This is a genomic window from Photobacterium sp., assembly GCF_057456235.1.
Genome location: NZ_JBVCPH010000001.1, coordinates 220271 through 233353 on the forward strand (window position 1 = coordinate 220271; position 13083 = coordinate 233353).

Annotated in this window: 14 protein-coding genes; 7 read left to right on the plus strand and 7 right to left on the minus strand. The window is 44.5% G+C overall.

Going from position 1 to position 13083, the window contains the following annotated elements:
- Positions 1–26: 26 nt before the first annotated feature.
- Entirely contained in the window at positions 27–482 is a 456-nt protein-coding gene (locus AC2204_RS00845) for a cytochrome c3 family protein (RefSeq protein WP_318923421.1), read from the plus strand.
- A gap of 221 nt (positions 483–703) precedes the next feature.
- On the opposite strand, the gene AC2204_RS00850 is transcribed toward AC2204_RS00845, so the two are convergent.
- From AC2204_RS00850 to AC2204_RS00860, 3 genes are all read right to left on the minus strand, one after another.
- Entirely contained in the window at positions 704–1336 is a 633-nt protein-coding gene (locus AC2204_RS00850) for a response regulator (RefSeq protein ID WP_318923422.1), read from the minus strand.
- On the minus strand, positions 1336–2724 hold the full coding sequence (locus AC2204_RS00855) for a sensor histidine kinase (RefSeq protein ID WP_318923424.1): 1389 nt from the start codon (positions 2722–2724) through the stop codon (positions 1336–1338). The genes AC2204_RS00850 and AC2204_RS00855 overlap by 1 nt, the downstream gene beginning before the upstream one ends.
- Positions 2725–2923: 199 nt before the next feature.
- A complete protein-coding gene (locus tag AC2204_RS00860) occupies positions 2924–3310 on the minus strand; it encodes a DUF805 domain-containing protein (RefSeq protein WP_318923425.1) in 387 nt (128 codons plus the stop codon).
- Positions 3311–3631: 321 nt separating this feature from the next.
- Between AC2204_RS00860 and AC2204_RS00865 the strand changes: the two genes are divergently transcribed.
- On the plus strand, positions 3632–3985 hold the full coding sequence (locus tag AC2204_RS00865) for a YcgJ family protein (protein WP_318923427.1): 354 nt from the start codon (positions 3632–3634) through the stop codon (positions 3983–3985).
- 17 nt (positions 3986–4002) lie between these two features.
- Here AC2204_RS00865 and AC2204_RS00870 read toward each other — a convergent pair whose 3' ends face one another.
- Positions 4003–4905, minus strand: coding sequence for a LysR family transcriptional regulator (locus AC2204_RS00870; protein ID WP_318923923.1), 903 nt, complete (start codon positions 4903–4905; stop codon positions 4003–4005).
- A gap of 165 nt (positions 4906–5070) precedes the next feature.
- Here AC2204_RS00870 and AC2204_RS00875 point away from each other — a divergent pair, with 165 nt between their 5' ends.
- From AC2204_RS00875 to AC2204_RS00890, 4 genes are all read left to right on the plus strand, one after another.
- Positions 5071–6768, plus strand: a complete 1698-nt coding sequence (locus tag AC2204_RS00875; protein ID WP_318923429.1) for an L-lactate permease — start codon at positions 5071–5073, stop codon at positions 6766–6768.
- 116 nt (positions 6769–6884) lie between these two features.
- Positions 6885–7637 carry a (Fe-S)-binding protein gene (locus AC2204_RS00880; protein WP_318923430.1) on the plus strand — a complete coding sequence of 251 codons (753 nt, stop codon included), beginning with the start codon at positions 6885–6887 and terminating at the stop codon, positions 7635–7637.
- Between the two features lies 1 nt (position 7638).
- Positions 7639–9084 carry a LutB/LldF family L-lactate oxidation iron-sulfur protein gene (locus tag AC2204_RS00885; protein WP_318923431.1) on the plus strand — a complete coding sequence of 482 codons (1446 nt, stop codon included), beginning with the start codon at positions 7639–7641 and terminating at the stop codon, positions 9082–9084.
- Positions 9081–9731 carry a LutC/YkgG family protein gene (locus AC2204_RS00890; protein WP_318923433.1) on the plus strand — a complete coding sequence of 217 codons (651 nt, stop codon included), beginning with the start codon at positions 9081–9083 and terminating at the stop codon, positions 9729–9731. Before AC2204_RS00885 ends, AC2204_RS00890 begins: the two co-directional genes overlap by 4 nt.
- A gap of 95 nt (positions 9732–9826) precedes the next feature.
- Here the strand turns inward: AC2204_RS00890 and AC2204_RS00895 are convergent, their stop codons facing one another.
- Both AC2204_RS00895 and AC2204_RS00900 read right to left on the minus strand, forming a co-directional pair.
- Positions 9827–10132, minus strand: coding sequence for a hypothetical protein (locus AC2204_RS00895; protein ID WP_318923435.1), 306 nt, complete (start codon positions 10130–10132; stop codon positions 9827–9829).
- A gap of 222 nt (positions 10133–10354) precedes the next feature.
- Positions 10355–10732, minus strand: a complete 378-nt coding sequence (locus AC2204_RS00900; RefSeq protein ID WP_318923436.1) for a response regulator transcription factor — start codon at positions 10730–10732, stop codon at positions 10355–10357.
- A gap of 179 nt (positions 10733–10911) precedes the next feature.
- On the opposite strand from AC2204_RS00900, the gene AC2204_RS00905 reads away from it, so the two are divergent.
- Positions 10912–12555 (plus strand): phosphoethanolamine transferase, encoded by a 1644-nt coding sequence (locus tag AC2204_RS00905; protein ID WP_318923437.1) that lies wholly within the window; start codon positions 10912–10914, stop codon positions 12553–12555.
- A gap of 163 nt (positions 12556–12718) precedes the next feature.
- Here AC2204_RS00905 and AC2204_RS00910 read toward each other — a convergent pair whose 3' ends face one another.
- Complete coding sequence (locus AC2204_RS00910) at positions 12719–12994, minus strand: hypothetical protein (protein WP_318923439.1); 276 nt, start codon at positions 12992–12994, stop codon at positions 12719–12721.
- Between the last annotated feature and the right edge of the window lie 89 nt (positions 12995–13083).

The window sequence follows — 13083 nt, forward strand, 5'->3', positions numbered from 1 at the left end:
AATACAATGCATTAGGGAACATGTTTATGAATATCATTAAATATATGCTGTTTGCCCTGCTCGCTTTCAGTTGCTCAATAAGTTGGTCTGAAGAATTACCTAATTCTGATGGAGAAAACTTAGCGAATTTCCACTTGCTGGATGAGACTTGTGCAGGTCAGTGCCACGAGGGGGAAGAACCATCAGAGGACCTAGAGTTTGAATATCAGAGCTGTGTAGAGTGCCACGATACATTGGCTAACCTTGAGGGTCGCCAGCATAATATCAAACATCAGGATAGTGAGCAGATGGAATGTGTCGAATGCCATTTGCCCCACGAAGAGTTTGATCCGAAAGATATTTGTACCGACTGCCATGAAGAGGAAGATGAGGAGCTAAAGGGCTTCTATTCAATGCGATTAGAAAGCTATCTAAACCTCTATTCAGACTCAGCTAAGTTTGACCATCGGCCTCTCAGCAAGACCGAGAACCACAGCGAATAAGTTAACAAAGATGATAAAAGGAAAAATGATACTGTGATTTTTGATTCTAGCCTCAGGTATAATATTGTTAACGGGCTTTGTCTTTGACGACGTTAAACAGCAAGCGACTCGATGATATAGCGCTTGCACTTTAGCGTTCAATTGGAAGGTGTGTTTAAAGCAATGTGCCCTATTACAACCAAGGTTGATGGCGTGATTTACCGCTCATTCACCCACAATAGCTACATTAAAATACGTGATTCAATATCAATTCCCATTCTGGTCAAGAAGTAGGTTTTTGCATCATCTTTAGAAACCAAACCACTTTTTGTTAACTGGCGAAGATGAAAGTTAAACTTAGTATGATCGTCAATACCAACCAAACGACACAAATCCATAAACTTGAGCCTTTGATGGATTTTCAATTGATAGATAACATTGCGTCGAATCGGGTTCGATAACGCACTAAATACTACATCGCTGTCTTTATCGATCGGGGGGGACTTTAATGTTTTTTCTGCATGTACTTTTTTCAATGTAACAGAGAGCGTCTGTAAGTTAAAAGGCTTCGTTAAAAATTCATCCGCCCCCTTTTTCATTGCATCTACCGCAGTGTCAATCGTCCCAAAAGCCGTCACGATCACGATGCCAATATTAGGGTCGGTTTGTTTTAGCACAGCGATAGCATCAATACCACTTAACCCGCCCATTACGAAATCCATTAATGCAATATCATAACGGTGTCGCATAGCACAGCTGATTGCTTGTTCAGCACTCTCACATGCAGTGACTTCAAAGCCATCAAGAGTTAAAGCTTCAGTGATAACTTCCCGTAAATCTAAATCATCTTCAGCCAGGAGTAATTTAGGGCTCATTAGCTCTCCATTGGTAATTCAATTTCCATACACAATCCACTTCTTGTATTATAAAAGCTTAGCTTACCTTGATTCTGTTCTAGAATTTTATGACAAAGTGTTAACCCAAGTCCTGTCCCCGTACTTTTATCCTTAGTAGTAAAGAATGGCAATAATACTTTATCCTTAATACTGTTATCAATTCCTGTTCCAAAGTCGGTAATAGATAACTTAATACGTAATCCTTTCTGCCTGGCACTGATACAAATCACTTTCTTATCAGTCGACGCATCGATGGCATTGTTGACAATATTGATCACGACTTCTTCGAGCTGTTCCTTGTCTGCATAAAAAAATAAATCTGGCGCGATATCTTGTGTGACCTGAAAATCATTTAATCGGTGAACCATCAACTCAAGAGAGTCCTGAATAAATTCAGCAACAGAAAGTCTTTGCTTAACAGGCATGCGTTTGTGCGAGAATTGGAGTAATTCTTGACTAATATGAGCCGCTTTTAATAGGCCTTTGCGAATGTGTTCTAACTGTCTTTGTGCGTTAACCTGATCGTATTCACTAATAGCCATCTGTTTTTCAAGTAAATCACATCGCATCAACGCGCTACTTAACGGCGTCTTTATCTCATGAGCAATACCAGATGCCAATTCACCAATATCTCTCAATTTGTCATTGTGCAGGATCTGATGCAGTGAATATTCAATCTGCTGCTGTCTTTCCGCATCAAACAATTCAAGTGTTTTTCTTAAGTAAATCAGCATTACCAGGGCTAACAATGTACGAGTCATAGGGCCAAATATTATGTGTTCGATATAAAACAGCCCCGCGAACAACCCATAAATAATAATAGAGATACCTAAGAACCCCACCGCGTCTGCTGCTTTCCGTTCTTCTTGCTTCAGCTTCTTGGAGTAATTGATCAGGGCTGCGCCGGCTAACATACCTGCGCCGGAACCAAATAGCCATCGTATTTGAAATGTAGTTTCTCTTACAAAGTCATGAAGTTCATGGGAGAAATAACGATAAACGACACCAATAAAAAATAACGCTGTGACAGCTTGAGTAATCAACGAAAGCTGGGGCCGAAAGCGCCACTTTGTCATCGCGAGCATTTGTAGCGCGAAATAACCCAAGGCAATAAATGAAATCCAAAGTTTTACTACTTTTAATATCTTTACTGTCTGGTGCATCATCAATTCTTCTTGATACACATGCAAATACAATTCAGACCACTCATGAAGTCCATGGATAAAACCAAAAATAGCTAATGTCGGCAGCGCAGAGGCAATAGAGAGGTGGCTAAATCGTAAATCACGAAAAAAAATAGTAAAGCCAATAGCAACAAAAATTAAGCCATAAAGCATATAGAGACTAAATACGAAAAGTTCTTGCATAAAAGTACTCTAATCTCTGGACAGAGTGGAGCAATATAGCATTTTAAAAAGATCTTTTATTTGAGCTTTGTCTCTGAACAGTAATTGCATCTATAAAAACAGAGCCTAAAGCAAATTGCTTTAGGTGTCTCCGTGTCTTGTGACTGGTTGAACTGTCATTCAATTATGCGTGACCGTTTCTAAAATGGTTTTATTAACATCAAACGATAAATTGGCCTTCTTCATCATTTTTGGGGTTAGCGCCATATTCATTTGTGCCTGGCTGGCTGTCTTGCACGAAGAAGTAAATCAGTACTAACGCACCAATCAAGGGGATCAGACCAATTAGCATCCACCAGCCTGTACGCCCGGTATCGTGAAGACGGCGCACACCTACGGCAATACTCGGGATCAGAACCGCTAACGAATAAATTGTGCCAAGAATACCCGCACCGTCTTCAGTGCCGGGAGTCGCCAGCAGAGTGTCGACAAAACCCAACGCGATGCTAATGAGTATATTAAACAGAAAGAAGTACCAATATTCTTGCCTGCGCGACCTCCCGCTAAATACCGCGTAATTCTTTAAAACATGCAAATACCAATTCATTCTTTCACCTTTTTATATCAGTATGATCAATGGTATACATGAACTCTAGTCTGTTCGGAAAAAAAAGTCGCCACTAATTACAAAAAATGCATTTTTCTTACCGGGTTTCCCGCCAACAAAAAAACGCTCCCATAAAATAATGGCGCATATCAAAGCATTTATTTGCAAGTCACATAAAGCCCTCAGTGAAACTTTACTCTGCATTCATAAAAGATAAGCCGCAGATATCTTTTAAAAACATCTGAATTCGACATTTGTCCGATGATTGAACTGCTATTCTTAACAATGAATAAATCAATTGCCAATTAAGGAGGAGCAATCATGTACCCATTCCTGTCAGGTCTCGCATTGTCAGTTGTCCTGAGTGCACCCTGGGCAAGCACTGAGTTGGCGAGAAATATCTACTCACCAGAAAGCGGGATCATCTGTGACAAGAGCGCCGGGTTTTGCGTTGATACCTTCGGTATCTCGATGGCATTTACTCAACAATACCTCGGTGATGAGGCCCAAGCGGCAATGATGAAAAAAATCAATCGAGTAGGTAGCAGAAACTTCGATGCCACCCGTTATATATTCAGTAATGGCGTATATTGCGATTCATTCCAGCGGGCCTGTTTTATCTCTCGTTTTACCGATGAAAAACACGTCACTTTTACCAACATACTTTTCAAGTAGTTGATGAGAAAAAAATACTAGAAATATTCCTTAATTGCCAAATAACGCTCGCGGATATGCTCAATTAGCAAACGAATTTTCTGTGGCGGCTGACGGGTAAACGGATACACGGCATAGACACCGAGTTTTTTGCCGACGAGATCAGGAAAGACGTCAATCAAATCACCCTGTAAAATATCGTGATACACGAGGCATCTTGGTACATAAGCAAGACCATAACCGCCAAGAGCCGCTTTTCTTAAGGCGGTGGCATTATCAGTCGAGAAATTGCCGGATACCTTCACAATGTAGGTACCATTAGCTTTTTTAAATTCCCATTCACTGGCACCTGTCGTCTGATAGGCGTATTGTAAACAATTATGACCCACCAATTCTTCCGGCACCACAGGTTGTCCAAAACGTCGGATATAAGCCGGAGCTGCACAAATTACCCATTGCGAATCAAGAATATGGCGTGCTATCAGGCTGGAGTCTTCCAGGTAACCGGTGCGAATAACCAGGTCATAGCCTTCTTCAACCAAGTCGACAAAACTATTTTCAAGCGACATATCTACGGTCATGCCCGGGTGCAGGGAACAAAACTCAGCCACAGCATCAGCCAGTAGTAGATCACCAGAAATTGTTGGTACCGACATTTTGACATGGCCAGTTACGCTTTCACCGTAGCCAGACACGGCATCAATCGCTTCAATCGTTGCCTGCTTCACATTTTTTGCACCCTGATAAAGCACTTTCCCTGCCTCGCTAAGCGTGAGTTTCCGGGTTGTCCGGAACAAGAGCTGCACCCCTAAATCTTCCTCCAACCGGGCGATACGCTTACTAACCACCGAATTTGTAAGTGAATTTAACTCGGCCACTTTACTGAAAGAGCCGCTCTCTACCACCTGGACAAAAAGAATTAAATCATCTGCTCTAGCCATCATTCATCAACTTTTGGAACTAATCTTTTTCATTATTTCCATATATTAAAAAAAATGAAAGGCGTAAGGTCACATTTCAGCAACATTTAACTTAAACTAGTAACAACGAATACTAGACCGATATTTCACGCCGAAAACGCTGTATGAATAAAAGGAAGTAATCGCATGAACGATACCCTACTTGCGTTAATCGCATTTTCCCCCATTTTGGTCGCCGCCATACTCCTGGTGGGATTAAACTGGCCCGCCAAGCGAGCCATGCCTGTGGCTTTTATACTCACGGCGGTCATCGCCCTTTTTGTATGGGATATGTCTCCAACGCGAGTCATCGCCTCATCAATTCAGGGGCTCTTCATTACCGTCGCCGTGTTATGGATAGTCTTCGGGGCCATATTCTTGCTTAACACGCTGAAACACACCGGGGCGATTGCCACGATCCGCAGCGGCTTTACCGATATTTCAACCGATCGCCGGGTACAAGCGATTATCATTGCATGGTGTTTTGGTTCATTTATCGAAGGTGCTTCTGGCTTCGGTACGCCTGCTGCTATTGCCGCTCCTCTTTTGGTTGCTATCGGTTTCCCGGCTCTGGCTGCAGTTGTAATGGGTATGATGATTCAATCGACCCCGGTTTCTTTCGGCGCGGTAGGTACACCTATTATTGTCGGTGTAAACAAAGGACTCGATACCCATAACATCACACAATCCCTGATCGAAAATGGTTCCAGCTGGGATGTTTACCTCCAACAAATCACCACCAATGTTGCCCTGATTCACGCAACCGTAGGAACACTAATTCCGGTACTCATGGCAATGATGCTGACCCGCTTTTTTGGTAAAAATAAGAGCTGGAAAGAAGGGCTGGAAATTCTGCCCTTTGCTCTTTTTGCCGGCCTGGCGTTCACCATTCCTTATGCATTGACCGGTGTATTTCTCGGGCCTGAATTCCCGTCCCTGATCGGTGGCCTGGTCGGTCTGGCTATCGTGGTAACGGCGGCCAAAAAAGAATTTCTGGTTCCCAAAAAGCACTGGGATTTCGAAAGCGAAGATAAGTGGCCACAAGAATGGCTTGGTTCTCTGAAAATGGATCTGACTGAGAGCGAAAAAAAGCCAATGAATATCGTACTGGCCTGGGCACCGTATGTTCTGTTAGCCGTTGTACTGGTTGCCAGCCGTGTCAATGCAGACTTTAAAGCCTTCTTGGTCGGCATCAGCTTATCATTCAAGAATATTCTGGGCGAAACCGGGATCAGCGCGGCTATTCAGCCGTTGTATTTACCTGGCGGTATTTTAGTATTTGTTGCCCTTCTCGCAGTACTTCTCCAATCACGTAAAGCCTCACCTTTGATCAAAGCCTTTCATGAATCGAGCAAGACCCTGGTCGGGGCGGGGTTTGTACTGATTTTTACCATCCCCATGGTGCGTATTTTCATTAACTCCGGGATCAATGCCGCGGATCTGGCCAGTATGCCGGTTACTACAGCAGACTTCGCCTCTGATCTGGTGGGTAGTTTCTTCCCTGCGATAAGCCCCACCATTGGTGCATTGGGTGCATTTATCGCCGGCTCCAATACTGTATCAAATATGATGTTCAGTCAGTTTCAGTTTGAAGTAGCACAAACCTTAAGCGTATCCAGTGCGGCAATGGTAGCACTACAGGCGGTAGGCGCAGCAGCCGGTAACATGATCGCCATTCACAATGTTGTTGCAGCATCAGCCACTGTCGGGTTGCTCGGGCGCGAAGGGGCGACATTACGTAAAACCGTGATCCCGACATTCTACTATCTTGTAATGACGGGACTGATTGGTTTAACCATTATTTACAGCTTTAATATCTCTGATGCATTGATGCTACCCAAGTAACCAGACAAAAAATAATTCAGAAAAAATGGTTACTGAGCGGCTCAAGCAATTGAAAAAATAGTCTTGAGCCGCGCTGTTGCAAAGATATCAGCAACAAAGATATCAGGAGAAATAGAATGCGTATCTACCCTGCAAAGCCGGAAAAAGTGTACTTTTACGCCACATGCCTGATCGACATGTTCGATCCACAAGCCGGTCTTGATGCCATCACCCTATTGGAACAACAAGGGATCGAGGTCATCTTTATTGAAAAACAAACCTGCTGCGGCCAGCCCGCCTATAGCTCAGGTTACGATCACGAAGCGAAGCAAGTGGCCATCAGCCAGATGGCCCTGTTTGAAGAAAACTGGCCCGTCATTGTCTTATCCGGTTCTTGCGGCGGCATGATGCATCACCACTATCGCCGCCTGTTTAAAGCTGACGATAACCAGGCTCAAGTCGATGCTTTTTGCGACCGCGTATTTGAACTGACAGAATTTCTGGTCAATGTCTGCCGGGTGAAGCTCAGCGATCACGGTAAAGCCACTTCCGTCGTTATGCATACATCCTGCGCGGCCCGTCGGGAAATGAATGTCCACGTTACCGCGACTCAACTACTCAATCAGCTCGACAACGTAGAGCTGCGAGAACAAGCCTACGAAAGTGAGTGCTGCGGGTTCGGCGGCACATTTGCCGTGCGCCATCCCAACATCAGCCAAGCGATGGTAGAAGACAAAACCCGACATCTCTCTGACACCCAGGCCAGCCAGCTAGTCAGTGCCGACTGGGGTTGCCTGCTGAATATCAACGGCGCGCTGGAATATCAGGGCAAACCGATGCGCGGGCGTCACCTTGCCAGTTTCTTGCTGGAACGGACGGGAGGAAAATAACATGGCAGCGCATAAACCAGAGTCGACACCACAATTATTCCATACGCAAGCCAAAGCAGCACTTGCCGATCAGCAATTGCGCCAGAACTTTCGTGGCGCGATGGATTACCTGCAAGATAAACGCAAGGCGGCCTTTTCCGATCCTGATGAAGAAAAGCATATTCGAGATCTCTCTGAAGCCATTCGCCAGCGGTGCCTGAGCAAACTGCCCGACTTACTGGAACAACTGGAAGCCAACTGTACCCGCAATGGCATTCAAGTGCACTGGGCACAAAATGACACTGAAGCCAACAGCATCATTGCTGCAATTGCCCGGAAGCACCACGCGAAAAGAATTATTAAAGGCAAATCCATGGTGAGCGAAGAAATAGAACTCAACCATGAAATGGCCAAGCTTGGCATCGAGTGTTTGGAAAGTGATATGGGTGAATATATTGTCCAGCTTGATGGCGACAAACCATCCCATATCATCATGCCGGCAATCCATAAAAACAAACAGGAAGTCTGCGACACCTTTGCAGAAAACCTTGATGACTTTACCCCGACCCTCGATGTCGACGAGCTGATCCAAACCGGTCGCCGTAAACTAAGAGAGAAATTTCGCGATGCCGATATCGGCTTATCCGGCGTTAACTTTGCTGTCGCCGAAACCGGTACCCTGTGTCTGGTGGAAAATGAAGGCAATGGCCGCATGTGTACCACTGTGCCTAACGTGCATATAGCCATTACCGGGATCGAAAAAGTAGTGGAATTTCTTACTGACGTTCCGCCGCTCTATAGCGCCCTGACCCGCTCGGCAACGGGACAGGCGATTACAACCTATTTCAATATGATCAGTTCGCCACGCAGAGAAAGTGAACTAGACGGCCCGGAAGAAGTCCACTTGGTGCTGCTCGACAACGGCCGTTCTCAAGCTTATCGCGATGAAGAAATGCGAAAAACCTTGCAGTGTATTCGCTGCGGTGCGTGCATGAACCATTGCCCGGTTTATACCCGTATTGGCGGTCACGCCTATGGTACTGTCTACCCCGGCCCGATTGGGAAGATCATTTCGCCACATATGCTGGGATTGGATAAAACCAAAGACTTAGTTACCGCTTCAAGCCTGTGTGGTGCCTGCGGTGAAGTGTGCCCGGTGCGTATTCCGATCCCTGAATTGCTGCAACGCTTACGTCACGAAGCCAAAAACCCGCCCAATCCGGGAACCGAAGCCATTATCGGACAGCAATCGGCGGCAAGCACTATCGAATCACTCGCCATGAAGGGCTTTGCCTTTGCCGCATCACATCCGTCGATTTATCACGTAGGCACCTGGTCGGCAACGAAGATGAAAGCCCTGATCCCGAAAAACTTAGGTGCCTGGACCCAATGCCGAACAGCACCTAAGCCTGCAGACAATACCTTGCACCAGTTAATCAAAGCACAGAAACGAGGTGGCAAATCATGAGCAACGCCAGAAATGCGATTTTATCCCGCCTGCGTGCTGCCGGGGCGCAACCGAAACCGCAAGAAACAATCGTCTATCAGTCATGGCACTCGGGAACAGACACCGTCAAGAAGCAGCGATTTATCGACTGCTTAACTGCCAGCCATGCTGAGATCATTTCCACCAATAACGGTCATCTGGTCGATGTGGTTGAAAATGTGATTGCCAGCAAATCACTTCAGCGTATCGCACTGGGAACTGGGGGGGAATTTCATCAGGATCTCCTTAAAGCCACCCAGCATGTCGATACCGTGATATTTGATCGTGATATCAGTGACTGGAAAAAAGATCTCTTTGATAATGTGGATGGGGGGATAACCCATAGCCTCGCAGGCATTGCCGATACCGGCGCACTGGTACTGTGGCCCGGATATGACGAGCCTCGTACTCTGTCATTAGTACCGCCATGCCATATTGCGTTAATTAAACAATCGACAATCGCAGATAATTTTACCTCACTGATGACAGAGCAGGCATGGCAAAATGGTATGCCGACCAATGCCGTACTGATTTCCGGCCCGTCAAAAACAGCGGATATTCAGCAGACCCTGGCCTACGGTGCCCATGGTCCAAGCCAACTGGTAGTGATTGTCATTGAGGATAGGTAGCAAAAAAAACATCATACAGATGTATGATGAATATCAGTACGAGTGGTGTGGATCGGCGTTTGTGTAAGGTACGTTATTGTCGGTTGTGTGAACAATCAACAAAGATCCCGCATTAGAATTTCGTATTCCTCTTTGGCTTCATCAATTAACTTGTTGAGTTCTTCGGCATCCTTACAAGAAAGATAAAGATGCCAAAGTTTATGCTTGCGCTTGCAGTGTTCAACACAATCTAATTCGGTTGTATTGCCATGATCTTCAAAGCATAAATCCTCGAACTCAGCATTTAGTTGTTTGTGCTTCTCCATAATCTCGACATCAATAAACCCGGTAGGGTTGACCGCAAGATGTACATGAAGATGCTCTTTTCCGGCTAAGGTATAAGATCGATATTTTGCGTACATGTCTCTCACCCTGATCACTATAGAATCACTTAAAGTATAGATGATAGATATCACTGTGAGATTTTTAGGGCGGTTAATATTTGATTCAGACAATCTAACTAGCCATCGTTTAAAACAACAAGTAAAAGTCTGTTATTTTACTGTTTGGCGATAGGGTATACATAGCAATGATCGGCCTGCCAGATAGATCTATATGTACCCATCGTTTAAAACGATCAGAGATTAAACTTGCAACAGCGTCTTACGACGACGTAGCATGGCTTTAGTCCGCGCTTCCAGGATTTCAAGGTCTACCGGCTTTACCAGATAATCGTCAGCCCCCATATCATAACCTTCGAGTATCTCTTCCCGAATATCACGTTCTGCAAGCATCAAAACCGGGGTATCTATGCCTTGCTGACGCAGTTTCTGACACAGACTAAAGCCGTCTGTGTACAGCAATATCACGTCAAGAATGATCAGATCATAATGGTTTTGGCTGGCAAGTGTAAAACCTTGCAAGCCATCGCACGCATGATCGAGGCTGTAGCCCTTGTTTTCAAAAAAGTTAAAAATCACTCCAGACAAATCTTGATAATTCTCAACTAAGAGTAGTTTCATCGCGTTGTTTTCCTGTTTTATATCGCATCATCACACGTACCAGTGTGAAAAAAATGTCAATGACATTTTTACGACATTTAAACCATTAACCTATTGCAAGTAATAGAAAGAAGCGGCATCTACGTGCTTCACGGTATTGGTTTTCCAGGACAAATTTTCCACTAGAAAATAATTTCATTATGAATACATTAAAAAAACGTTTAAACATGAAGCAACTGAGTATGGTTAGCTTTTCGTTCTTACTCGCCTGCTATTTTACGGCTGTAGTGAACTTACCGATATTAGCTGAGTTACATCATATTTTAAGTGCACTGCAAAGTGTGAAAATAGGTTTTATTCTCTCAATCCCGATCTTCTTTATTGCCGCCTTCAATTTTATTTTCAGCCTGTTTAGCTGGCCTTTAATTGCACGTCCGTTCTTTATGGTGTTAGTCATTGTTTCCAGCATCGTGAGTTATGCCATGTATAATTACGGGGTTCTCATCGACTATGGCATGATTGAAAATATTGCCGAAACCGATACCAGCGAGGCCAGTTCTTATCTAAGCAGCTATTCCGTTTTGTGGATATTATTGATGGGGGGAGGACCTGCGCTGCTGATCAGCAAAGTAAAATTCACCCCTATTGGCAGTAAGACAAAGTTGCTGGTTACGAAGAGTGTCTCAATGGGGTTGTCTCTGATTGTCATCGCGATTATCGCACTGCTGTATTATAAAGATTACAGCTCTGTCGGGCGCAATAATAGCTACCTAAATAAGATGATTATCCCGACCCATTTGATGTATAGCGCAACCAAGTACATCAATAAAACCTACTTCGCAGCTCCTATCGAGTACCGAAAAATCGGGCTAGATGCCAAGCAATCCCCAAAATCAGTGGCGGCAGAAAAGCCAACCTTAATGGTGTTTATATTGGGGGAAACGGCCCGTTCACAAAACCAGGAATTGAATGGCTACTCTCGCTCGACCAATCGGTACACTCGTGGCAAAAACATAATTTCCTTCCATGACGTCAGTTCATGCGGAACCGCAACAGCCGTTTCCGTACCCTGCATGTACTCCCAACTACCGAAACGTGATTACGATAAACGTCTAGCTAATCATCAAGATAACTTCTTAGATATCATGAAGCGAGCCGGTATTTCACTGCTCTGGAAAGATAATGACAGTGGTGACAAAGGCGTTGCGAAAAATATCACTTATCAAGAGATCAAGCGTAATATCAAAAGTAAATATTGTAATGGCAACACGTGCTACGATATGGCTCTTTTGGAAAATTTTGATTCGGATGTCCGCAGCTTAGAAGGCAACCGTATGCTGTCGCTGCATTTAATCGGCAGTCATGGTCCAACTTATTTCCAACGATATCCTGATGAGCATCGTATATTTACGCCAGATTGTCCGCGTAGTGATATTGAGAACTGTAATTTGGATGAGATCATTAACACTTACGACAATACAATTCTTTATTCTGATTATGTTATTTCACAAACTATCGAGAAACTGGAAAAATTAGAGTCCGAATTTAATACGGCGCTGTTTTATATCTCCGATCACGGCGAGTCAATGGGTGAAAACGGGCTGTTTCTCCATGGTACACCGTACAAGCTCGCACCTGACTTTCAGACCAAAGTGCCTATGATGGTGTGGATGTCGGAAGATTTTAAGCAAGCAAAAAATATCGATTCGAAATGCCTCAACCAGGTGGCACAACAAAGAAGCTATTCACAAGACAATGTGTTCCACTCAATGTTAGGAATTATGGATGTCGATACTAAGGTCTATCAGCCTGAACTTGATCTCTTCAGCAGCTGTCGCACTTAGCGCCATCCGTCGTCGCCGAGCCACACTATTTAGTCAATGCGGGGGGGAATCGGAAGGTTCCTGAATTTGGCTGAAAGATACGGCAGGTAAGGCGTCAGAGTGAACGCGCTAGCCATGCCAGACGCAATACTCGCAACGAACGCATTATGCGTCCTTCTGCTGGTTAATCTCTCTTAACCCTCACCACTTTCATCGTTTCAATCTCGAAACCGGCCACGATCTCGATTTCCGGATAGTATGTCATATTGACCCTCTGCCCCTTCAGGCTCCGATACTTTTTCTTACGGCGGAATTTAAAGGGAGCGTCACAACCTTCAATCATTAAGGTATGTAACACCCAGTCACCATCATCGCGCTGGGTGTGCGAGACAACCTTTACCCCTTCGGAGTGCACCAGGTTTTCATGTTCAATTAGCAATCGGTCAACAGGAGATTTCATTTCCGCTCCAGATAAAATTAATCATCAAAAAATTCATATAAAAGCAATGAACTAAGCAAAGAGAGAGCAATAATACGAACAATTGTATC

Bases quoted from the DNA above. Each gene is read 5' to 3' on its own strand.
- AC2204_RS00845 (WP_318923421.1), top strand. From the start codon at position 27: ATGAATATCATTAAATATATGCTGTTTGCCCTGCTCGCTTTCAGTTGC.
- AC2204_RS00850 (WP_318923422.1), bottom strand. From the start codon at position 1,336: ATGAGCCCTAAATTACTCCTGGCTGAAGATGATTTAGATTTACGGGAA.
- AC2204_RS00855 (WP_318923424.1), bottom strand. From the start codon at position 2,724: ATGCAAGAACTTTTCGTATTTAGTCTCTATATGCTTTATGGCTTAATT.
- AC2204_RS00860 (WP_318923425.1), bottom strand. From the start codon at position 3,310: ATGAATTGGTATTTGCATGTTTTAAAGAATTACGCGGTATTTAGCGGG.
- AC2204_RS00865 (WP_318923427.1), top strand. From the start codon at position 3,632: ATGTACCCATTCCTGTCAGGTCTCGCATTGTCAGTTGTCCTGAGTGCA.
- AC2204_RS00870 (WP_318923923.1), bottom strand. From the start codon at position 4,905: ATGGCTAGAGCAGATGATTTAATTCTTTTTGTCCAGGTGGTAGAGAGC.
- AC2204_RS00875 (WP_318923429.1), top strand. From the start codon at position 5,071: ATGAACGATACCCTACTTGCGTTAATCGCATTTTCCCCCATTTTGGTC.
- AC2204_RS00880 (WP_318923430.1), top strand. From the start codon at position 6,885: ATGCGTATCTACCCTGCAAAGCCGGAAAAAGTGTACTTTTACGCCACA.
- AC2204_RS00885 (WP_318923431.1), top strand. From the start codon at position 7,639: ATGGCAGCGCATAAACCAGAGTCGACACCACAATTATTCCATACGCAA.
- AC2204_RS00890 (WP_318923433.1), top strand. From the start codon at position 9,081: ATGAGCAACGCCAGAAATGCGATTTTATCCCGCCTGCGTGCTGCCGGG.
- AC2204_RS00895 (WP_318923435.1), bottom strand. From the start codon at position 10,132: ATGTACGCAAAATATCGATCTTATACCTTAGCCGGAAAAGAGCATCTT.
- AC2204_RS00900 (WP_318923436.1), bottom strand. From the start codon at position 10,732: ATGAAACTACTCTTAGTTGAGAATTATCAAGATTTGTCTGGAGTGATT.
- AC2204_RS00905 (WP_318923437.1), top strand. From the start codon at position 10,912: ATGAATACATTAAAAAAACGTTTAAACATGAAGCAACTGAGTATGGTT.
- AC2204_RS00910 (WP_318923439.1), bottom strand. From the start codon at position 12,994: ATGAAATCTCCTGTTGACCGATTGCTAATTGAACATGAAAACCTGGTG.